Below are 19,296 nucleotides of genomic sequence, written 5' to 3'. Positions count from 1 at the left end.
TTAGGAAGCTGGAAGAAGGAAGAGGGAAGTTCCGGGAGATTTTCATAACCTCTTGTTATTATCCTTATTATTGAATTTCTTGATTGAAATAAGTCTCTGGATATTAGTGAAAATATGTGAATAGCTAAACCTTATAGTTTTTTTTACAGCATAAAAAAACAGCATCAACTCTGATGCTGTTTTATCTTTTCAAGGATTTCCTGAAACGGGGAAAGAAGTTAAAAAGAGTTCAAGCAAATAAACTGTTCAATAGTACTTCCTGCCTCCATCTTCCAGCTTCCCTCTTTTAAAACGTCACATCCAATCCCACATAGAAGTTCGCTTTCATAATTGGAGCGTATACCATGCCGCCATCAAAATAATTTCCGAAAGGATTTCTAAAATCGATGATCGCATTTTTCTGATAATAAGAAGTAAGGTTTTCTCCCCCTACATACGCTCTAAGTTTCTTATTGAAATTCTTTGAGATTTGTGCATTCAATACCGCATAAGAATTAGAGTATCTTGGTAACTGAAACTCTTCAGGGTTGCCTGACATATCAGGAAGTCTTTGTTTTCCTACCCAGTTTAAGGTCGTATCAAAGCTCCAGAAACCTCCTTTATCATTCTTATTGGTAGAATAGGCAAGATTTACGAAGCCTCTGTGTTTTGCCATAAATGGAACTTCTCTTCTTCCTCCGATATAGTCTGCCTGTACATCATAATATTTATACGCTAATCTTACATCAAAGTTTTTGAAAGGAGTAAAATCCCACTGCGTTTGGAAAGAATTGGCAAATGATTTTCCCTCTAGATTATAAAATGTCAGCTGCTGTGGAGATTTATCTAAATCCACCAATACCTGATCCTGGAAATCTGTTCTGAAAAAGTCGGCAATGATCGTAGATTTTCTTCCGAAAAGTTTGAATTCCTGCTGTAAACTTGCCCCATAGTTCCACGCTATTTCGGGTTTTAAACCATAAATATTCCCTCCGTTAGGCAAAATATTGATTGCTCTGTTGGAAGCAAAGTACTGTTGGCTTTCTGCAAAAACATTCGCTGTTCGGAATCCTCTTCCCGCAGAAAGTCTTAGAATTGTTTGCGGAGTAAAATCATATTTAAAATTCACTCTTGGAGTAAACTGAGTTCCTGCAAGATTATGAAAATCAACTCTGGTTCCTGCTACTAAAGTATATTTTAATCCTGTTAAAGTATATTCGGCAAAGATTCCCGGAACGATTTCGTTTCTTTTAATATCATCTATTAAATAAGTTTCTTCATAACCATCATAGAGGAAGCTAGCTCCCGCTTTATATTTGTGATTGGTATTTCCAATGATGCTTTCAAAAATTAAATTCGAATAATACGTATGCTGTTTCCCGGAATAATTTCTCAGTCCAAAGAAACTATCCTGCTGGTGGTACACGTATTGGTTCATCCAACCGATACTCTGATAAGGTTTTCCTTTGAAAACGTACCCTGTTTTATTCCAAACCTGGAATCTTGAAATATCAATTCCTACCCCATATGCAGGCTGTTTATCCTGCCCCAGTTTTTTATCGAAACCAAGCTGTCCTGCAGTTCTTTCATCCCTGATAAAATTAATTCCAAAGTGAGAACCGAATCCTGATTTTTCCAGATCATTATAATTAAGAAGGTAAGCAGCATTAATCTGAGTTCCTTTTGGTCTGTCCAGGAAGCCGTCGTGATTCATATCCGTGTTTCCAAAAGTTCCATTCCCATGAAGTAGGAAAGTTTGTGACCATTTATCATTAATAGGAGATACATTGGTAATATTCACTTCAGCTCTTCCGTTAAAATCCGAAAAAAGATTTAAAGAAGTTTCAGGCTCCTTAGCGTTCTTCAATAATTCAGTGTTAATCTGCCCGGTAATACTTTCGTAGCCATTGGTTACGGTACTTCCTCCTTTCGTCAGCTGAATACTTTCAATCCATCGTCCGGGAATAAAATTCAATCCATACGCAGAAGCCAATCCTCTGATCTCAGGTAGCTGTTCTTTCGTTAAACTTGTATATTTTTGATCTAGCCCCAGCATTTTAAGCTGTTTTGTGCCTGTTACAGCATTGCTGAAAGATACATCTACGGTTGCATTCGTTTCAAAACTTTCAGACAAATTACAACATGCTGCTTTTAGTAATTCTTTTTTATCAATATTAAAAACTAATCCTGCCTCTTTTTTGCTTAAAGAAGTGGCCGCTTTAGAACCAGTTACAACAACTCCATCAATAGATTTTTCATTTTTACTGTGAGAATCATTGTCAGGTTGAGGGGAATGATCTTTATGGTCTTCATGTTTTGCTTCTTCTTCATAATGAACCTTTGGATTGGCCTCTCCAAAAGTAAAATCTCTGTCATACAGACAACATCCCGGAAGCCCGTTATAAGTGGCATCTAAAGCTTTGTATTTTTCATTATCATGCCCTGCATCAGCAATAGCTTTCAAAATCTTATCCGCTGAGGTTTTTGAAGCATCAAAATGCAATGCAACCGTCTGTTTTTCTGCATTCCACTCCGCTGAATCTGCTCCTGCACCTTTAGCAGCCTTTTCAATTCGGGCTTTGCATGAAGCACAGTTTCCTCTCACATAAAACTCATTGTCCTTTTTAGCAGGAATTGTGGTATCCGTATGATGGTCATGGTGGGATTCCGATTGTGCAGGTTGTAGGTCTCTGTCATACAAACAACATCCCGGAAGACTTTTGTAAACATCATCAGAAGCCTTGAATTTTTCATTGTCATGGCCTGCTTCCGCTACTTTTTTCAAAATATCATCTGTAGAAACTTTATCTGTTTCTAAGGTCAGCGTCTGAAGGTCAATAGAATAAACAGCAGTTTTTGCCCCTGCTTTTTTGGCTGCTCCTTCAATTCGTGTTTTGCACATTTCGCAGTTCCCTTTTACTTTGAAATGGTTTTTCTGAAGATTTTGAGCTGATATAAATTGGGTAAATAAGAATAATGTACCAAGTATGAACCTGGAAATATATAATTTCATTTGTTTAAAGTTTAGATTAAATAAAATACGGTTCGTTATAATATATAACAAACTCACAATGTTTTTAATTAACCTATTTTAGGCGGCTGCCAGATTTCCTTTAAACGATCGGAAATGTAAGGGTCTGAATACTGAAACTGAGGATTTTTATTTGTTTTGTAATAAGAAAGTTCCAGACGCAGGTTCTTTGAAAAAGGGGTTTCAATAAAAGTAAAGCAGGCAATACATGACGAACAGCAGTCATCATTACATGATTTTTTAGAATCGTCCTTGCTATCTTTTTTTGAGGAATGATTTTTACAACAGTCACCCTTCTTTCCGGATTCAGTTTTGCAGCAGGTTTCCTGCATAGATTGAGCGTAGAAGCTATCCTTAGGAACCAGAAAGATTCCCAAACAAAATACTATTGCCAGTATGTGAAATAGCTTCATGCCTGCAAAAATACAAAATTTATGGCAATGGATCACCAACTTTTAGAGAACAACTATGCCAAGGTTCACCATGAGCTGGGTTTACTTTAGGTTTTTCCCCCATAGCCAGAGTTTGTGATGCTGCCTGATTCTGAGCAGGAGTTGGGGTGGGAGTAACTTGTATATTGTTTTGTATAGATTGAGAAGCTGCCGCTGGTTTACTGCTCAAAGGCTGTCCTACAGGAATATCACATCGGTGTCCCGGTTGTCCATGTGGTGGATTCATTCCCGGAGCCGTTTTTACGGATTGAGCATTGTTACTCATCGATACTTTTGCTTGAGCGGCCGTACTTGGATCAATCTGAATGGCATTATTAGCTCCTACACTGATGTTCTGAGAAGCTGGAGTAGCTGCTGGCTGGCTGTTTAAAGGCTGTCCTACAGGAATATCACATCGATGTCCCGGCTGCCCATGAGCAGGATTCATTCCCGGAGCCGCAGCTATAGCAGCCGTTGCAGGACTGGATTGAATGCCAGCCTGATCCATCAGTGAAGCTTTTGGTACATTATTGATAGCTACGGAAGACTGTTGAGAACCAGCTTCATCCTTTAAATAAGTCGCTTTTTCATCTTTCTTACAAGAGACAGCTAATATTGATACTGAGATCAAACCTAAAAACGTATTCTTCATATCCTTGATTGGGTATGAAACAAAATTAGCAAAACATTTTCAATTGTTTTGCTAATTTTATATTTATAATACGATTTTTAAATTAATTTTTTACAAGAAGTCTAAATCCTTCACCGTGTACGTTAATAATTTCCAATCCTTCGTCATCTTTCAATAACTTACGAAGCTTGGCAATATACACGTCCATACTTCTTGCGGTAAAGTAATTTTCCTTTTTCCAGATCTTTCTAAGAGCAAGGTCTCTCGGCATGAAATCGTTTCTGTGGATGCAAAGAAGTTTCAATAGTTCGTTTTCTTTTGGAGAAAGTTTGTATTCTTTATCCCCTACCTTCAGCTGTCTTAGCATAGAATCAAAGAAAATATTGCTGATCTTGAACTGCTCCTGCTCTTCATTTTCCAACGTGGAGCTTCTTTGGAGGATAGCCTTGATTTTGTATAAAAGAAGTTCCGTATCAAATGGTTTTGTGATGTAGTCATCAGCTCCCAATTGGTATCCTTTAAGAATATCCTCTCTCATATTTCTTGCTGTAAGGAATATGATGGGTGTATTTTTATCAATCTTTTTTACATCTTCAGCCAATGAAAACCCGTCTTTTTTAGGCATCATTACATCAAATATACAGATGTCAAATTCATTTTCTGTAAATTCTTTCAATCCCTGTTCTCCATCAGTAGCAAGGGTAACTTCAAAATTATTGATCGTTAAATAATCTTTAAGCACTGCCCCGAAACTCTGATCGTCCTCTACTAATAATATTCTGTTGCTCATAACTTTTACTAATTAATAATTAACAATTAAGAATGAACTGTCTCACTCTCTCTTCTTATATTTTGTTTTTGGTTTCTTATTTTATATTTTACCCCATTGGTAGTTTTATTGTAAATGTACTTCCAGCACCCTTGTTGGATTCTACAATAATCTGTCCTTTGTGGAGCTCTACAATTTTTTTAACATAGGAAAGGCCTAGTCCCTGTCCTTTTACATTGTGAATATTCCCGGTTTCTTCTCTGAAGAATTTCTCAAAAATCTTTGTTTTGTTCTGGGTTTCCATCCCCATTCCTTTATCTGAGATCTCGATAACATACCAATGGCCTTCGTTTCTTGTTTCTACATGAATTTCAGGAGCTTCAGGAGAATACTTGTTAGCATTATCCAGCAGGTTAACCAGCATATTCGAAATATGAAACTCATCAATCTTGAAATTATAATGAGTAGCATTGAATTTTTGAGTTAGAGTACCGTTTCTCTGTTGCACAATAAGGTTAAAAGATTCAGTTGTTCTTTGAATAAGCTCTCTTACATTAGTCTCCTTCAGGAATAATTCTACTTCATTCCTTTCAAGCTTAGACATGTTCAGAACATTTTCTACCTGCTTTTTCATCCTTAGGTTTTCCTGTTTAATCAATTCGGAATAATATTTTACCTTATCCGGATTAGTAGCAATTTTATCATTAGCTAATGAATCTGTTGCTACAGAAATAGTCGCCAGTGGTGTTTTGAATTCATGCGACATATTATTAATGAAGTCTGTTTTTACTTCAGCAAGCTTTTTCTGTCTCATCATATAATTGATGGAGATAATATAAATCCCAAGAATAGTAAGCAATGAAAGGAAAGTCCCCAATAGCATCGGCCAGTTGTTCATGGCTAGTGAATACTCCTTCTTAGGGAAAACCAGAGCCAGATTGTATAAAGTATTGTACTTTTTATCAGTAAAAAGAGGGTAGCTATAGGTATTGCTGTCCTTTTTTTCTTTGTAGGCTTTATTAGCAATACTGGTAAGTTTGTTGTCTTTATCAACAATTCCATATCCGAATTTTGCCGTAATACCTCTGATTTTTAATTCTTTGGTAATGACAGAGTCGAGAGTCGCTGGGTTGACCCTTTGTGCAATAGGTAAATTGTTCCCATATACCTTTACAAACTCTTTTACAGCATAATCCCCGGTTTCAATGTCCTGATTGATGTCCGAGGTTAGAATTTCACGATTGGTTGTATCTCTTTTTATTTTATAAGCTGCTTCGTCGGTATATAAAGTAGTAAGTTTTACAGAATCTCCTGTTTTAGAGATGGGAAGCTGTGCATTGGAAATAATATTCTTGGAGTAGATAATCTGTCTTTGCGTTCCGGAATCTTCTACCTGTTGAATAGTAGTAAGTGAAGGGTTTTTGCTGTTAGCAAGAATGGTACTTCTGTTATCCTTAGTCAGATATTTATCGGCTTCAATTTCTTCAATTGTTTTGGATGTATTTTCCAAAACAGAATAAACTTTATTTGAAAAGTCCTGTTCCAGTACACCGTAATAGCCTTTCAGCCAATAAAATTGGAGCGTAACAAAGACAATCAGTGAGATTGTCATAAACACCGAAATTATTGGGATGAATTTATTATTCATTATTTAATTATATATGTTTTGGAAAAATGAATGTTAAAATTAATTGTTTTAAGAGTAGGTAAACAAAAAACGAGCCAAAAAATTATGTTTTTTTTCTTAAAAGACTGTTTTTTAACAATTATTTATGAATTATTGATTACTTGTCATAGGAAAAGTCCTTTATGTCAATAAAGAGTTACCTTTAATCAAAATTATTACTTTATGGAATCTAACATCATTTTCAACAAAGATTTTGACTCAAAAAGTATCTATGTAATGAATATTTACAAGACTGATGTTTCAAAAGTGTGGAATTATTTTACCCAATCCGAATTATTGGATCAGTGGTGGGGCCCAAGACCCTGGAAATGTGAAACTGTAAAACAGGATTTTAAAGAAGGCGGTATCTGGTTGTATGCTATGGTAGGTCCGAATGGAGAAAAAGGATATTCCCAATCCCAGTATGGAGAAATCATTGAACATAGGAGTTTTGATTGGACAAGTGCCTTCTGTAATGAAAATGGAGAAGTAAATGAAGATGCTCCAAGGTCAAAATGGCTGATTGGTTTTACAGGAGTGGAAGAGGGAACAAAGGTGACAGTGAATATTCACTACCAATCTGAAGAAGTGATGAAGAAAATGTTGGATATGGGGTTTGAAGAAGGCTTTTCAATGGGGCTGACTCAGCTTAAAGAAATTATTGGTTAACATGAAAATGAAAAATTGATAGACAGATCATTAATTTTATAAATGAAAACCGGAGACTCCAATGGGAGCCTCCGGTTTAATGAAATATGGAATATAAAATGTTTCGTATTTAAGATTTATAGCTTTTCTATGCTGATGAAAGTTCCGTCTGTCGGAACAATTTTATAGATATCTGCCACCGTTAGGATAGAAACACCTCCTGATACCTGAACTTTGAGCTTATCTCCTTTGTCAAACATGGCCAGAAACTCCATGGTTCCCACTCTGTTAGCTCCGGCTGTAATAAGAATGGCTTCATTTAAAGGAACATCATTTCTTGCAAGGGTAGCTCCATTTTTTAAAGCCCTGAAGGAAATCACAGGTGGGCTGACATGGATCCCGGATGTCTTTACCTTTAAGCTGATAAGAATCTTATAAAATCCTGATTCCTTAAAAGTAAAGTTGCTGAAATTGTTGTTCACGGTTCCCTGAGAATCAATAATGCCAAGTTTATCTCCATCCAATGTTGTGTTGTAAAAACCAAACGGGACATCTTTTTCTCCACATCCGATCAGTACACATCCTACAGAAGGAAAATCATTTTCAGAAGTTGCTGGGTTCATGCTGGCACGTGTGACTCTTCCTCCGGTTTCGTAAAAAGTAGGTTTCCATATCTCGCCATCATATACTACCACTCTTTGGATATCTTTTCTGTACATAATCATTCCCTGCATAGAAGGATCTTTATCAAAATGATTAGGCTGGCTGGCATTATACAGCGGTAATTCTGTTTCATTATTGACCGTTGGAATCATCATTCCTTTAGACCGGGCAGTATTATCTTCATTATTGACAACACTGAACATTGAATTCGGGCTTGGATTGGATGCGCTTCCGATAATGACCTGAGAAAATGCTATTTGGGTTGTCATCAGAAGTGCGGTGATATATATTTTCTTTCTCATCTTAATTCAGTTTTTCTATATAGATAAAAGTATCCTTATCATTCATTTTAAAATTCACACCAGCTCCTACATTTAATCCGGTGTCAGCCTGAATACCTGCTCTTAAACGGATTTGATCTCCTGCGTGCAGATATTTTGTAGTAGAAAAATTGTTCACCGAGTTTGCGCTGCCTGCTGTTACAAGTAATCCATAAAGTAAAAAACTGTTTTCATGAATTTTTTGCCATCCGTCTGTTGTTGCATTGGTGTAAAGGGCTTGTAAAGAAATAATTGTAGCTGCATTTCCTACGGAAAGCCCTCCGGCACTGCTTGTTTTTACAGAAGGATTGATTCTGTAAAAGCCATCTGCCGGAATCGTAATTTCTCCATTAGCATTCACCTTAACCCCTAAATTGTTGATGTTATTTCTATCGAAATCATTTAAAATATTGAAAGGAAGGGTAGGGCGGCCTGTAATTCCCAGTACATTAGCAACAGATACATCGGCAGCATTAGATCCCAGTATGCTTACATTTTTATAATTTTTAATACTTCTCTCTGTGGCAGCTATCCATCTGTAGCCATCATACTTTACAACATCTTTAATCTCTTTGTTATAAAATATCAAACCGTTATCTTCAGGCTTGTTTTCATACAGATCGGGATGTGCTGCGTTATAATTAGGAAGTTCAGTATGGTTTTCAACAATGGGAAGCATAATTCCTTTGGCATTATGTTCTACTTGTAATGCTGCCCTTTGATGGACGGTTTCAGGTCTGTTCCCCATTTTGACCTGAGCAAAGCACATGGTGCCAATCGCTGTTAAAATAAAGACTGGGAATGTAATTGTTTTTCTGATCATTTTAATCACTTACTTTGGTGAACATTATTTCTCTTGGGTAATATTTGGCAATATTGGTATTGGTAGCGGCGGTAAGAGTAACCACTACAGATACCGTTGCCAATGGAGAATGTATTCTAGAAACAATATAATCTCCCGGATTCAACCGGATTCTGGTGGTGGTAAAAGCTGCGGTGTTAGTATCTCCGCCAATTCCCAGGATACCATAATAATCCGGGAAGAATGTAGTGAGCTTAACTTCGTTATAGCTTCCGTTACTTTGCTTCAGATAGGCTCTTAGTTGATATTGAGGCCCACTTGTAAGGGATACTGCTCCTCCGGTTTTGGAAGGAACATTCAGGTAAATATCATAGACTCCGGCCTCATTAATGACGAATTTGGCATTGTCAAAGCTTTTGTCTCCATAAAGTCCTCCCCCAGCTACAACTGCTGCTTCCCTGGTTATATTAAGACTATTATAGGATTGCTTTCCATCGATAGGTGCACTGAAGCCAAGACCCACATGTCGGCCACATCCAAGAAGTACACATGCGACCCCTATTTCTTCGTCCGAATTGGATAAAAACCTGGATTGTTTCATTTTGAATTCTGCAGCAGTGGGTTCATTGTTCCATTTTCCTCCATCATAGGAATAAAATGTAGCATGCGTTTTTTCGAACATCATCATTCCTGCCATCTCATTATCTGAGGTTGGGGAGCTATACAACGGAAGGTTTTCCGGTGCAGATACTTCGGGAAGCATCATTCCGTAATTCTTTCCTTCATATTTCCCGTCTACCTGTAAAATGGCCTTATTGTGGATCTCGACTGTTGGATTTTTCGAAATACCTACTTGTGAAAAGGCCATGCTGACAATGAGCAACATTAAAGAAGTGCTAATTTTTCTCATGGTTTGATTTCTATTTAAATTTTAATCTGTCTTTTATTCAGAAGAATTTTTTTTGAAATGCATAGTTTTTCAGTCCTTAGTTTTTTGTGTGTTTTTTCAAATTTTTATCCGTCCCGGCTCTCTTCGAATCGGGATTTCATTTGTTTTTGTCTTTTTTTTCAGTACTGTACATATGTTGTAAGACTGAAGAAATTGACCATTGTTATTCTGAGGGAAATTGACCACGGAAGTGGGTCAAAAGAATTTGGTCTCTAAGCCTCTAAATTACAAATCTAATATGGATTGTATCTATTAAATTGTGAAAAATTATAAAATATGAATATGAAATTCATAAAAATGCTGTATAATAGCTTGGGAATGAAATGGTTTATAATATTAACTCTAATTTAAAAAATACGACATTTTTTAAATTATAAAGTTGTTTTTGTTTAAAAAAAATAGAGACAAAATTTTACTTGTCTCTATTTGTATAAGGGATGTGGTATTTTATAAGGATTTTGCTAATAATGTTGCCTTTTTATTAGTAAATTTTCAAATTACCGCTTTTTCTGCTTAAATAAGTTCTTCTTCCTGAAAATATTGAATAATTGCCTTTTTCATTAATAAAGTCTGTTCATTAGGCTTTAATTCGGGAAGATCTTCCAGTTTTTCAAAGTGTGGCCATCCATCTTCATAGTGTGAAAATTTATAATATCCAAAAGGTTCAAGCAGTCTGCAAATTGCAATATGAATCAGGTTTACCTTATCTTCTTTTGTGTATTTTTGCTGTCCGCTGCCCAGCTCCTGCAGGCCTATTAAAAACAGTAGTGTTTCAATAGGCGGGTTCTTCTCAGTCTGGAAATTGTCCTCGAAGAACTGTTCTATTTTTTTCCAATATTCGGACTCGTTCATATAATTGGTAAATGATGATTAATAATTGATGTTGTCAGTGTTTAATCTCTTCTTATGGTTTGTTTTTAAGTTTTATTGACAGTAATTAATTTTATCCTTTATTATCAATTTTCAATAAAAATGCATATTCCAATGCATCTTCTTTCAGGGATTCAAATCTTCCGCTTGCTCCACCATGTCCTGAACTCATATCTGTTTTAAAAACCAGAATATTGTCATCTGTTTTTAATTCTCTAAGCTTGGCAGTCCATTTTGCGGGTTCCCAATATTGTACCTGGGAATCATGGAATCCTGTTGTAATCAGTATATTTGGATAATCTTTAGCTTCTACATTGTCATAAGGGGAATAATCCTTCATATAATGATAGTATTCCTTGTCATTTGGATTGCCCCATTCATCATATTCTCCGGTTGTTAATGGAATAGTATCATCTAACATAGTTGTGACAACATCCACGAAAGGAACCTGTGCTACAATACCATTGAATAATTGTGGTTCATAATTAACAACAGCTCCTACTAAAAGCCCTCCGGCGCTTCCACCCATTGCATACATATGTTTGGATGAAGTATAGTTTTCCTTTATTAAATATTTCCCTGCGTCAATGAAATCGAAGAAAGTATTTTTCTTAAACAGCATTTTCCCATCCTCATACCACTCTCTTCCCAGATATTCACCACCACGGATGTGAGCAATAGCGTAAATAAAGCCACGGTCAAGAATGGATAACCTTACATTGGAGAAGCTGGCATCTACAGTATGTCCATAACTTCCATATCCATAGAGTAACAGTGGTGTGTCTGCTGATTTTTTTGTGTCTTTATGGTAAACAAGAGAAATAGGAATTTTTGTTTCACCATCTCTGGAGTCTGCCCAGATTCTTTCGGAAATATAATTTTCAGGGAAGAATTTTCCACCCAAAACCTCTTGCTGTTTCAGAAGTTTTGTGGTTTTATCTTTCATGTTGTATTCATATGTAGAACCGGGTTGGGTAAGAGAAGTGTAGCCATAGCGTAGAATGTCGGTGTCAAATTCAAGGTTGATTCCGATATAGGCTGTATAAGTTGGATCAGAGAAAGGAAGGTAATAAGATTCTTGGGTCCTTTCATCAATAATCTTGATTTGAAGCAGACCTTTTTCTCTTTCTTCCAGCACCAGATAATCCTGAAAGATTTCAAAGCCTTCTAATAAAACTTCAGGACGATGAGGAATTACATCTACCCAATTTTCCATACCGCAGTGATCAATCTTTGTTTTTACAATTTTGAAATTCGTGGCATCGTCGGCATTCGTAATAATGTAAAATTCATCTTTATAATGTTCTACAGAATATTCAAGATCATCTACTCTTGGCTGAATAATCTTCCAATCTGCAAAAACATTATCAGCAGGGATAAAATGATGTTCATCCGAAATAGTGCTTGAGCTTGCGATGAAAATATACTGTAAAGACTTTGTTTTAAAGACATTCACATCAAAGGTGTCATCTTCCTCATGAAAGATCAGTACATCTTCAGAAGAATCTGTTCCCAGTTTATGTCTGTATACCTGGAATGCACGAAGGCTTTTATCCTTTCTGATATAAAATACATGTTGATTATCATTCGCCCAAACGGCTTTTCCTGTAGTATTCAGGATTTTGTCAGGAAGAATTTCTCCGGTTTTTAAATTTTTGAAGTTAAGGGTGTAGATCCTTCTTCCTACATTATCCGAAGAAAAAGAAGTCAATTCATTATTGGGACTTACCGCAACACTTCCTACTTCAAAAAAATCTTCTCCTTCTGCCAGAATATTTACGTTAAGCAAAATTTCCTCTTCGTTATCAAGGCTTTTATACTTTCTACAGAAAATAGGATATTCTTTTCCTTCTTCGTAGCGTACAATATACCAGTATTCATTAAAGAAATAAGGAAGAGATTCATCATCCTTTTTATAACGTGCTTTCATTTCTTCGAAGAGCTCTTCTTGAAGATCTTCGGTGTCTTTCATGATGAATTCTTCGTAAGCATTTTCTTGTTCTAGATATTGAAGAACTTCCGGGTTTTCCCTTTCATTAAGCCAGAAGTAATTGTCAATTCTTCTGTCACCATGGGTTTCTAGTATTTTTTCTATTTTTTTTGCTTGTGGAGCTTTCATCAGATATTTTAATTTTTGTACGTTCGAAACGATTTCCGGGAACGTACTATTGAATGTTAATTTTTGTTCAAATGTAATCAAAAAAAAACCATCTTTCCTTTATTGGAGAGATGGTTAGCTTTATTTTTTTGTATTAAAGACTATTTGTGCAGTGCTTTAATGTATTTTTCTAGGGCCATGGTCATAGAAGGAGTTTCCTTCGTAGGAGCCATTAGGTCTACTTTTAATCCTGCTTCTTCAGCGGCTGCCAAAGTGGTGTTTCCAAAAACTCCGATTTTTGTTTCATCCTGTTTGAAGTCTGGGAAGTTTTGTTGTAGAGATTTGATTCCCTGTGGGCTGAAGAAAATCAACATGTCGTAATCTTTAATGTTGATGTCTGTCAGGTCACTACATACAGTTCGGTACATGATTGCTCTTGTCCACTCTATATTAGCAGAATCTAAAGTTTTTACAATGTCTGGGCTTAATACATCTGAAGATGGTAACAGATACTTTTCAGTGGGGAACTTCTTGAACAGAGGAAGTAGGTCTGAGAAGTTTTTCTCCCCAAAGCTGATCTTTCTTTTTCTGTACACGATATGCTTCTGCAGATAGTTGGCAATAGCTTCCGACTGGCAGATATATCTCATGGTATCCGGAACTGCAAAACGTAATTCTTCTGCAAGTCTGAAATAATGGTCAATAGCATTTTTACTGGTAAAAATGATACCGGTATATTGCGTCAGATCTATTTTCTGAGTTCTGAGTTCTTTATTGTCAACCCCTTCAACGTGGATAAATGGACGGAAATCAATCTTTATTTTTTCCTTCTTCGCTATATCCAAATATGGAGAAGATTCACTAGGCGCTGGTTGAGAAACCAATATGGACTTTATTCTCATCTTTGACATTTATTAAAAAAATAACAATTTCCAAAGCAATAATAATGGTGCGATTTGGAGCGTGCAAATATACAAAAATTTATAATACCATTTCTCCGGAAGAATCTTGTTCTTGTGAAATAAATAGAAAAAAACTTTGAAAATGAATACAAAAGCAAAGAAGAAGAAATAATATGGGAACATTTTATTTCTGTCTATAGGGAAGTAATAATGGGTTACACATAAAATGATCAGCAAAAAAGACAGGATAAAATAAAATTTTGTGGAGGTGAAATAAAAAATAGTCCATTTTTTTCCATCTCCTATACTTTGATAAAATAAATACCCTAATGTAGACTTTGCCAGATAAAAAAAGACAACAGCCAGCAAGGTGTACCCAAACTTATTGAGCTGATATCCTAAAACATGCAGATCTGCAATAAACTTAGGGACGACCGGAATATACTGCGAGATTAACACGGATAAAGTAAGGGTAATCACGCAGGATGTAATGATCCAGCTGGGAAGGTTATTACTGGCATCAAAATACTTTTGAAGCAGAAAATCTTTAAGACTGGCATCTCTTTCTATAATGTTCATCATAAAGACATATAAAAATACACAGCCTATAAGTATAAAAATTACCCAATCGTTATTCTCAGGTATTCTTACATGATTGATGTAGTTTGGTGATGACGGCAAATTTTAAGTTTTTTATTTTTTTATTTAACTATAAATAACACAACTTGGCATAGAATTTCTTTATTGCTTCATCTGTTAAATCTAATCTTAAAACATATTTTCATTGATTTTTATAGATCATTCAGAACTGCAGAAAACAATCTTTATCTGATACATGAATCTTTGAAAAATATTTTTGCAAAATTATAGATTATTTTGTATAAAATAAAAAGGTTAAATAAACTATCTTTGCAAACTGAAATGAAAAAACTCGTCATCATCCCAACGTATAACGAAAAGGAAAATATTGAAAATATTATTTCCGCTGTTTTTGCATTGGAGGATGATTTTCATGTCTTAGTAGTAGACGATTCTTCTCCTGATGGAACAGCCGATGTTGTAAAGGAATTACAGAAAAAATATTCACATTACCTGCACCTGTCGATAAGACATGTTAAAGATGGTTTGGGGAAAGCCTATATTCATGGGTTTAAATGGGCGATCGAAAATAAATACGACTACATTTTTGAAATGGATGCAGATTTTTCGCATAACCCTAATGATCTGCCGAAACTTTTCGAAGCTTGTCTGAATGCAGATATGGCTATTGGTTCCCGTTATTCAAAAGGAGTGAATGTAGTGAACTGGCCTATGGGAAGAGTTTTATTATCTTATTTTGCATCAAAATATGTAAGATTTATCTTAGGACTGCCTATCCATGATACAACAGCCGGTTTTGTCTGTTTCTCACGAAAGGTTCTGGAGGAAATCGGGTTGGAAAATGTGAGACTGAAAGGATACGGATTCCAGATAGAAATGAAATTCAGAGCCTTTAAAAAAGGTTTTAAAATTGTAGAAGTTCCTATTATATTTACCAACAGAATTTTAGGAGAAAGCAAAATGAACGGTGGAATTATCCATGAAGCTGTTTTTGGGGTTTTAAACTTAAAATGGAAGTCAATCATCAATAGATTATAAAATTAAACATGACCAATTCTTCCAATAAAAAATATAAAAATAAGCGGATGAAAAATTTGATCCTTGTTTTTGTTTTTCTGGGGCTGTTTTCATGTAGTGATTATATTGATAAGCCTAAAAATCTGATTGATCAGGATGTGATGGCAGAGATTGTTGCTGATCTTGTAATCAACGATCAGGTTAATTTTATGTATCAGAACAGGAATATGGAAGCGGGTACAAGGTTTATTTTAAAATCTCATAATGTAAAACCGGATGACTTTGTCGATAGCTTTAAGTATTATGTGATTAAAGAAGAGATGGCAGACATCGCAACTGAAGCACAGCAGATTTTACTGAAAAAAGACCCAAAAGCGGAAAAATACGTAAAAGATAAGCTGAAGCAGACGGAGCTTGGAATGCCTCAAAAATAAATAATGATGAAGCGGGTTTCGCCCGGTCAATGATAATCGCTGAATGCAGCGAGCTAAAAAAGTGTACAGATGAAATTTTTTAATATCGAAAAAACCTCTGAGGGAAAAGCAAGGGCAGGGGAGATTACTACAGACCACGGGAAGATTCAAACTCCCATTTTTATGCCGGTAGGAACTGTTGCAAGTGTGAAAACAGTTCATCAGAGAGAATTAAAAGAAGACATTAAAGCCCAGATTATTTTGGGGAATACTTACCACCTTTACCTTCGTCCAGGGATGGAAACGATGCAGGATGCCGGTGGTTTACATAAATTCATGAACTGGGATCTTCCTATTCTTACAGATTCGGGAGGTTTTCAGGTATTCTCGTTAGCGAGCAATAGAAAAATGACAGAAGAAGGAGCAAGGTTCAAGTCACATATTGATGGAAGCTACCATATGTTCTCTCCGGAAAGATCAATGGAAATCCAAAGACAGATCGGGGCAGATATTTTTATGGCTTTTGATGAGTGTACACCTTATCCTTGTGATTATAACCAGGCAAAATCATCGATGGAGCTTACCCACCGTTGGCTAAAAAGATGTATTGAATGGACTAATGATAATCCTGAATTATACGGCCATAAGCAAAGACTTTTCCCGATTGTTCAAGGGTCCACCTATTCAGACTTAAGAAAGATTTCTGCAGAAGTGATTTCTGAAGCAGGAGCAGAAGGAAATGCTATCGGAGGGCTTTCTGTAGGAGAACCTGAAGAGGAAATGTACAGAATTACAGATGAAGTAACAGATATTCTTCCAAAAGAAAAGCCAAGATACCTGATGGGAGTTGGGACGCCTTGGAACATTCTTGAATCTATTGGCTTAGGAATTGATATGATGGATTGTGTGATGCCTACAAGAAATGCAAGAAATGCAATGCTTTTCACTTGGCAAGGGGTAATGAACCTTAAAAACGAAAAATGGAAGCGTGATTTCTCGCCGTTAGATGAGTTCGGAACCAGCTTTGTAGATCGTGAATATTCAAAAGCGTATCTTCGTCACTTGTTCGTATCCAAAGAATATCTTGCAAAACAGATCGCCTCAATCCATAACCTTGCATTTTACCTTGATTTAGTAAAAGTAGCAAGAGAACATATTATAGCAGGAGATTTCTATGAGTGGAAAAATTCTGTAGTACCAGTTCTTAGACAAAGACTGTAAGAAGACCTATGCTTAAAATTGTAGACAAATATATCATCAAAAAATACCTTGGAACTTTTAGTTTCATGCTGGTACTATTGTCTATAGTGGTACTTGTCATCGATGTTCAGCAGAAGATTCCAAGAATTGAAAATGCAAAAGCTCTTGATCCTAAACTGGACCTTGGGTATTTCCTGATTCATTTTTATCCTTTCTGGATCATCAACCTTGTGGTGACATTCCTATCCATTCTGGTGTTTATCACCGTGATCTATTTCACATCCAGAATGGCTAATAATACTGAAATTGTTGCCATTATCAGTAGTGGTGCCAGTTTTCACAGATTTTCAAAACCTTATCTGTATACTTCGATTCTGATTGCTTTAATGGCTCTTGTTGTATACCACTTGGTGCTGCCTTGGGCGAATATTAAGAAAAATCAATTGGAAGCATATACCTATAATGCGGCCAATAAAGAAAAGATTTTGGGGACAGCTCCAGCCTCTTCACAGCTAAGCAGAACAGAGTATATCTTCGTAGATTCCTGGAATAAAAGAGAAAAAAGAGGCTCCAGTTTTGTGTATCAAAAGTTTGACAGCCATAGAAAGATGGTGTATGAACTAAAAGCCAGTGAAGTATATTGGGACCAGGATAAAAAGCAGTTTGTATTAAATAACTATCTTGAAAAGACAATTAATAAAGATAATACAGAGAAACTGAATAATGGTGTGGAGCTTAGAAAGAACTACAGCCATTCTCCCGAAGAACTTTTCCCGAATGAACTCTTAGGACAGAATAAAACAACACCGGAACTTTTAAAATTTATAGAAAGAGAAAAAGCCAGAGGAAATAGTAACTTGAATTCTTACCTGAATGAACTTCATCAAAGGACTTCAATGCCTGTATCTATTATTATTCTGACTTTCCTTGCTCTTTCCCTATCCTCTCAAAAGAAGAGAGGGGGGTTAGGAATTAACCTTGCAATAGGGATATCATTGGCATTCCTTTTTGTCTTTTCATTTGAAGCTTTAAAAGTGGTTTCGGAGAATAAAAGTTTATCTCCGGCTTTGGCGATGTGGCTGCCTAATCTGGTATTTCTTCCGCTTACTTTATATCTTTATATCAAAAGAGCCAATCAGTAAAGGAGCTTTATTTCTTTGTGATAGAAAGATCGAAGACCATCATTTTCCAATTCAATCCAAAGTTCCCCTTTGTCATCTGCATTACGGATGATGCCATTTTGTCGCTCTTTTTCAATTTCAAAGACCGAGATCTCATCTTTTCGGAATAAATTCTTATTGAACTCGTTCAATATTTCCTGATCAGAAGGAATATTTTTCAGTTTTTCTGATAAGAATTCATGAAGATTCAGACTAATCGCTTCAAGGTTAAATTCCTGCCCAGTCTGTGTCAGGAGTGATCCGGCATTTGATATTTCATCGAATTTATCCTGAAGAATATTAATTCCGGTTCCGATAATAAAATAATTATTTTGATTAATTTTTTTCTTTTCAATCAAAATTCCAACGATTTTTTTACCTTTAAGGATAATATCATTCGGCCATTTGATTTTTACATCATTATCAGCCAAATTGGCCAGGAAATCCCTGACAAGAATTGCGGTATAATAATTGAATATAAAGTCGGAGCACAGTATGTTTTGAGTATTCACTGCCAGCGTATATGCTAGGTTTTTTCCGGCAGTCTGAGTCCAGACATTTCCATACTGCCCACGGCCTTTAATTTGATTGAAAGTATGCAATCCTATAAAATCTGAATTTTCGTAAAGTAAAAACTTTGATATTTCGTCATTAGTAGAAGAACATTCTTTCAGATAGAAGAGTTGACTCATTTAAGAAAACTTTAAGACATTAAGGGGGTAAAAGTAAGGTTAAAGTAAAGAAAAAACAATAAATTTGCAGATTATAGTATTTTTTTAATGAATAAAACAGCAGAAAAACAAGCACTAATAGATAAAATCGTTGAAGCACTTCAAGATGTAAAGGGAGAAGATATTATGATCTTCGATCTTTCAAACATTGAAAACTCAGTAGCGGAAACGTTCGTAATATGTAGCGGAAACTCGAATACACAGGTTTCGGCACTAGCTGGAAGTGTAGAGAAAAAAGTGAGAAACGACCTGAAAGACAGACCTTGGCATGTAGAAGGTACAGAAAATTCAATGTGGGTATTGGTAGATTATGTTTCAGTAGTAGTTCACATTTTCCAGAAAGATGTACGTGAATATTACGATATCGAAGAACTTTGGGGTGACGCAGTCATTACCAAAATTGAAAATGAATAATA

19 protein-coding genes are annotated in these 19,296 nt (G+C 35.8%); 6 read left to right on the top strand and 13 right to left on the bottom strand.

All coding sequences use genetic code 11. The features are described from left to right. Nucleotides 1-286 precede the first annotated feature (286 nt). The 5 genes from AC3HD6_RS06330 to AC3HD6_RS06310 form a co-directional block, all read right to left on the bottom strand. A complete protein-coding gene (locus AC3HD6_RS06330) occupies nucleotides 287-2,992 on the bottom strand; it encodes a TonB-dependent receptor domain-containing protein (RefSeq protein WP_488895581.1) in 2,706 nt (901 codons plus the stop codon). Nucleotides 2,993-3,060: 68 nt separating this feature from the next. Then, nucleotides 3,061-3,387: a hypothetical protein gene (locus tag AC3HD6_RS06325; protein WP_488895580.1), complete on the bottom strand. Its 327-nt coding sequence runs from the start codon at nucleotides 3,385-3,387 to the stop codon at nucleotides 3,061-3,063. Nucleotides 3,388-3,442: 55 nt separating this feature from the next. Beyond that, nucleotides 3,443-4,093, bottom strand: coding sequence for a hypothetical protein (locus tag AC3HD6_RS06320; RefSeq protein WP_488895579.1), 651 nt, complete (start codon nucleotides 4,091-4,093; stop codon nucleotides 3,443-3,445). A gap of 82 nt (nucleotides 4,094-4,175) precedes the next feature. Next, the gene (locus AC3HD6_RS06315; RefSeq protein WP_002982671.1) at nucleotides 4,176-4,862 is read right to left on the bottom strand and encodes a response regulator transcription factor; all 687 of its coding nucleotides are present in this window, start codon (nucleotides 4,860-4,862) and stop codon (nucleotides 4,176-4,178) included. Nucleotides 4,863-4,950: 88 nt separating this feature from the next. After that, the gene (locus AC3HD6_RS06310) at nucleotides 4,951-6,489 is read right to left on the bottom strand and encodes a sensor histidine kinase (RefSeq protein ID WP_488895578.1); all 1,539 of its coding nucleotides are present in this window, start codon (nucleotides 6,487-6,489) and stop codon (nucleotides 4,951-4,953) included. A 201-nt stretch (nucleotides 6,490-6,690) separates the two neighbouring features. Between AC3HD6_RS06310 and AC3HD6_RS06305 the strand changes: the two genes are divergently transcribed. Further along, on the top strand, nucleotides 6,691-7,176 hold the full coding sequence (locus AC3HD6_RS06305; RefSeq protein ID WP_488895577.1) for an SRPBCC family protein: 486 nt from the start codon (nucleotides 6,691-6,693) through the stop codon (nucleotides 7,174-7,176). A gap of 116 nt (nucleotides 7,177-7,292) precedes the next feature. Here AC3HD6_RS06305 and AC3HD6_RS06300 read toward each other — a convergent pair whose 3' ends face one another. The 7 genes from AC3HD6_RS06300 to AC3HD6_RS06270 all read right to left on the bottom strand — a co-directional run bounded on the left by AC3HD6_RS06300 (nucleotide 7,293) and on the right by AC3HD6_RS06270 (nucleotide 14,440). Further along, nucleotides 7,293-8,120, bottom strand: coding sequence for a hypothetical protein (locus tag AC3HD6_RS06300; RefSeq protein WP_488895576.1), 828 nt, complete (start codon nucleotides 8,118-8,120; stop codon nucleotides 7,293-7,295). A 1-nt stretch (nucleotide 8,121) separates the two neighbouring features. Continuing rightward, nucleotides 8,122-8,961 carry a hypothetical protein gene (locus AC3HD6_RS06295; RefSeq protein WP_488895575.1) on the bottom strand — a complete coding sequence of 280 codons (840 nt, stop codon included), beginning with the start codon at nucleotides 8,959-8,961 and terminating at the stop codon, nucleotides 8,122-8,124. 1 nt (nucleotide 8,962) lies between these two features. After that, the gene (locus AC3HD6_RS06290; protein ID WP_488895574.1) at nucleotides 8,963-9,850 is read right to left on the bottom strand and encodes a hypothetical protein; all 888 of its coding nucleotides are present in this window, start codon (nucleotides 9,848-9,850) and stop codon (nucleotides 8,963-8,965) included. A gap of 552 nt (nucleotides 9,851-10,402) precedes the next feature. Further along, on the bottom strand, nucleotides 10,403-10,741 hold the full coding sequence (locus tag AC3HD6_RS06285; protein WP_068940622.1) for a hypothetical protein: 339 nt from the start codon (nucleotides 10,739-10,741) through the stop codon (nucleotides 10,403-10,405). A gap of 91 nt (nucleotides 10,742-10,832) precedes the next feature. Continuing rightward, nucleotides 10,833-12,878 (bottom strand): S9 family peptidase, encoded by a 2,046-nt coding sequence (locus AC3HD6_RS06280; protein WP_488895573.1) that lies wholly within the window; start codon nucleotides 12,876-12,878, stop codon nucleotides 10,833-10,835. A 140-nt stretch (nucleotides 12,879-13,018) separates the two neighbouring features. Continuing rightward, nucleotides 13,019-13,759, bottom strand: coding sequence for a uroporphyrinogen-III synthase (locus tag AC3HD6_RS06275; protein WP_123276203.1), 741 nt, complete (start codon nucleotides 13,757-13,759; stop codon nucleotides 13,019-13,021). Nucleotides 13,760-13,771: 12 nt separating this feature from the next. Then, nucleotides 13,772-14,440 (bottom strand): DUF4271 domain-containing protein, encoded by a 669-nt coding sequence (locus AC3HD6_RS06270; RefSeq protein WP_488895572.1) that lies wholly within the window; start codon nucleotides 14,438-14,440, stop codon nucleotides 13,772-13,774. Between the two features lie 240 nt (nucleotides 14,441-14,680). On the opposite strand from AC3HD6_RS06270, the gene AC3HD6_RS06265 reads away from it, so the two are divergent. The 4 genes from AC3HD6_RS06265 to AC3HD6_RS06250 all read left to right on the top strand — a co-directional run bounded on the left by AC3HD6_RS06265 (nucleotide 14,681) and on the right by AC3HD6_RS06250 (nucleotide 18,131). Continuing rightward, a complete protein-coding gene (locus tag AC3HD6_RS06265; protein ID WP_488895571.1) occupies nucleotides 14,681-15,397 on the top strand; it encodes a polyprenol monophosphomannose synthase in 717 nt (238 codons plus the stop codon). 47 nt (nucleotides 15,398-15,444) lie between these two features. Next, the gene (locus tag AC3HD6_RS06260) at nucleotides 15,445-15,810 is read left to right on the top strand and encodes a DUF4296 domain-containing protein (protein WP_488895570.1); all 366 of its coding nucleotides are present in this window, start codon (nucleotides 15,445-15,447) and stop codon (nucleotides 15,808-15,810) included. A gap of 69 nt (nucleotides 15,811-15,879) precedes the next feature. Further along, complete coding sequence (tgt, locus tag AC3HD6_RS06255; RefSeq protein WP_160137123.1) at nucleotides 15,880-17,010, top strand: tRNA guanosine(34) transglycosylase Tgt; 1,131 nt, start codon at nucleotides 15,880-15,882, stop codon at nucleotides 17,008-17,010. Nucleotides 17,011-17,018: 8 nt separating this feature from the next. Continuing rightward, on the top strand, nucleotides 17,019-18,131 hold the full coding sequence (locus AC3HD6_RS06250; RefSeq protein WP_488895569.1) for an LptF/LptG family permease: 1,113 nt from the start codon (nucleotides 17,019-17,021) through the stop codon (nucleotides 18,129-18,131). On the opposite strand, the gene AC3HD6_RS06245 is transcribed toward AC3HD6_RS06250, so the two are convergent. Beyond that, nucleotides 18,125-18,841, bottom strand: a complete 717-nt coding sequence (locus tag AC3HD6_RS06245) for a biotin--[acetyl-CoA-carboxylase] ligase (RefSeq protein WP_488895568.1) — start codon at nucleotides 18,839-18,841, stop codon at nucleotides 18,125-18,127. The genes AC3HD6_RS06250 and AC3HD6_RS06245 overlap by 7 nt on opposite strands. Before the next feature lie 87 nt (nucleotides 18,842-18,928). Here AC3HD6_RS06245 and rsfS point away from each other — a divergent pair, with 87 nt between their 5' ends. Further along, nucleotides 18,929-19,294 carry a ribosome silencing factor gene (gene rsfS / locus AC3HD6_RS06240; RefSeq protein WP_129057874.1) on the top strand — a complete coding sequence of 122 codons (366 nt, stop codon included), beginning with the start codon at nucleotides 18,929-18,931 and terminating at the stop codon, nucleotides 19,292-19,294. Nucleotides 19,295-19,296 lie beyond the last annotated feature (2 nt).

The organism is Chryseobacterium sp. II3a, from assembly GCF_057815135.1.
The sequence above is the reverse complement of the archived record's forward strand: the minus strand, read 5'-3'. Positions and strand labels throughout refer to the sequence as shown.

Bases quoted from the DNA above. Each gene is read 5' to 3' on its own strand.
- AC3HD6_RS06285 (WP_068940622.1), bottom strand. From the start codon at position 10,741: ATGAACGAGTCCGAATATTGGAAAAAAATAGAACAGTTCTTCGAGGAC.
- AC3HD6_RS06280 (WP_488895573.1), bottom strand. From the start codon at position 12,878: ATGAAAGCTCCACAAGCAAAAAAAATAGAAAAAATACTAGAAACCCAT.
- AC3HD6_RS06245 (WP_488895568.1), bottom strand. From the start codon at position 18,841: ATGAGTCAACTCTTCTATCTGAAAGAATGTTCTTCTACTAATGACGAA.
- tgt (WP_160137123.1), top strand. From the start codon at position 15,880: ATGAAATTTTTTAATATCGAAAAAACCTCTGAGGGAAAAGCAAGGGCA.
- AC3HD6_RS06330 (WP_488895581.1), bottom strand. From the start codon at position 2,992: ATGAAATTATATATTTCCAGGTTCATACTTGGTACATTATTCTTATTT.
- rsfS (WP_129057874.1), top strand. From the start codon at position 18,929: ATGAATAAAACAGCAGAAAAACAAGCACTAATAGATAAAATCGTTGAA.
- AC3HD6_RS06275 (WP_123276203.1), bottom strand. From the start codon at position 13,759: ATGAGAATAAAGTCCATATTGGTTTCTCAACCAGCGCCTAGTGAATCT.
- AC3HD6_RS06315 (WP_002982671.1), bottom strand. From the start codon at position 4,862: ATGAGCAACAGAATATTATTAGTAGAGGACGATCAGAGTTTCGGGGCA.
- AC3HD6_RS06305 (WP_488895577.1), top strand. From the start codon at position 6,691: ATGGAATCTAACATCATTTTCAACAAAGATTTTGACTCAAAAAGTATC.
- AC3HD6_RS06260 (WP_488895570.1), top strand. From the start codon at position 15,445: ATGAAAAATTTGATCCTTGTTTTTGTTTTTCTGGGGCTGTTTTCATGT.
- AC3HD6_RS06300 (WP_488895576.1), bottom strand. From the start codon at position 8,120: ATGAGAAAGAAAATATATATCACCGCACTTCTGATGACAACCCAAATA.
- AC3HD6_RS06295 (WP_488895575.1), bottom strand. From the start codon at position 8,961: ATGATCAGAAAAACAATTACATTCCCAGTCTTTATTTTAACAGCGATT.
- AC3HD6_RS06320 (WP_488895579.1), bottom strand. From the start codon at position 4,093: ATGAAGAATACGTTTTTAGGTTTGATCTCAGTATCAATATTAGCTGTC.
- AC3HD6_RS06290 (WP_488895574.1), bottom strand. From the start codon at position 9,850: ATGAGAAAAATTAGCACTTCTTTAATGTTGCTCATTGTCAGCATGGCC.
- AC3HD6_RS06310 (WP_488895578.1), bottom strand. From the start codon at position 6,489: ATGAATAATAAATTCATCCCAATAATTTCGGTGTTTATGACAATCTCA.
- AC3HD6_RS06265 (WP_488895571.1), top strand. From the start codon at position 14,681: ATGAAAAAACTCGTCATCATCCCAACGTATAACGAAAAGGAAAATATT.
- AC3HD6_RS06250 (WP_488895569.1), top strand. From the start codon at position 17,019: ATGCTTAAAATTGTAGACAAATATATCATCAAAAAATACCTTGGAACT.